Raw genomic sequence first — 1,017 nt, 5'->3', positions numbered from 1 at the left:
GTTCTAAAAAATCAATGACATCAGTCCGCGTAACACTGTCTGACATTATCTGATAAAACAGTGTGTTATCGGTGTAATTTAGCGCCCCTAACACTGAACGTCTGACATGATTTTGCGGCTCTGTTTCATGGGGCTTACCCCGCGGACTCCATCCGTATTGCACCGGCGGAGAGGCGGTAAAACCCGCCTCATCAAGATAGACCAGCCGGTAATGACCCGACCGCGCACCCGCCTTAATTTTATTCAGCAAGGCGGCTTTTTCAGCAAACTCCGCTTCATTGCATTTTTTTTAAAGACAGGCGGGCTCGTTTATAGGTTAACCCCTGTTTTTTCAGGGTATTCGCCAGCGTCTCCAGCGTACAGGGCAGCGGGCCATGCTTGTCCTCGACTTTCTGTGCGATTCGGGCTAACGTCAGAGATTCTGCACTGGCGGCTTCGACCGCGGTGGTAATCATGTCAGGTGTCATGGCTGGATATCGGCCGCCAACATGGCCGCCGAGTAATCCCACTATTCCTGAATTGTGCCAGGCGTGAATCCAGTCATAGATAACCCGGAGACTGCATCCTATCTCATCAGCAATCTGACGCGGTTTGAGGCCTCTGGCAAGCATAAGCAGCCCCGTTCCTCGTGTACGGATGTCTCGGTGTCTGTGGTTCAAAGCCAATTGTTGTAATGTAAGGCGTTCAGGTTCAGACAGTGTGATATTCGATTTTAATTTCATAAGGAACAGGCAGTAAATTATCGGATTACCGATTATAACATCAATGCAGATGGTTTGTCGGAATAACTTATCTGAATATTGTCGATGTTAATAGCTCCATTATTTATAACGGTGGGTAGTTGTTCATTTTGATTATTCATTACTATCACCTAAACTCCTGCATATATTCGCTGCCCGTTCGCACATTTCAGTGTCAAACCAGCCGAAGTGACATTCGTTGAAACTGATTTCCAGTTGACTTGCTAACCATCTGTACGCATATGATGAGCATAAAATTTGAATGCACATGATTACC

The 1,017-nt window shown here is 46.6% G+C and carries 3 protein-coding genes; all 3 read right to left on the bottom strand.

Annotated features, from left to right (window positions below; genetic code table 11):
- A partial coding sequence (locus AAY47_RS20795; protein WP_084727037.1) for a transposase occupies positions 1–250 on the bottom strand: 250 nt, incomplete at its 3' end.
- 25 nt (positions 251–275) lie between these two features.
- On the bottom strand, positions 276–722 hold the full coding sequence (locus AAY47_RS15260) for a helix-turn-helix domain-containing protein (protein WP_047770994.1): 447 nt from the start codon (positions 720–722) through the stop codon (positions 276–278).
- A 132-nt stretch (positions 723–854) separates the two neighbouring features.
- Positions 855–1,010: a zinc-finger-containing protein gene (locus AAY47_RS23330; RefSeq protein ID WP_084727041.1), complete on the bottom strand. Its 156-nt coding sequence runs from the start codon at positions 1,008–1,010 to the stop codon at positions 855–857.
- Between the last annotated feature and the right edge of the window lie 7 nt (positions 1,011–1,017).

Source organism: Xenorhabdus griffiniae, assembly GCF_001028135.1.
Lineage (GTDB): Bacteria > Pseudomonadota > Gammaproteobacteria > Enterobacterales > Enterobacteriaceae > Xenorhabdus > Xenorhabdus bakwenae.
The sequence above is the reverse complement of the archived record's forward strand: the minus strand, read 5'-3'. Positions and strand labels throughout refer to the sequence as shown.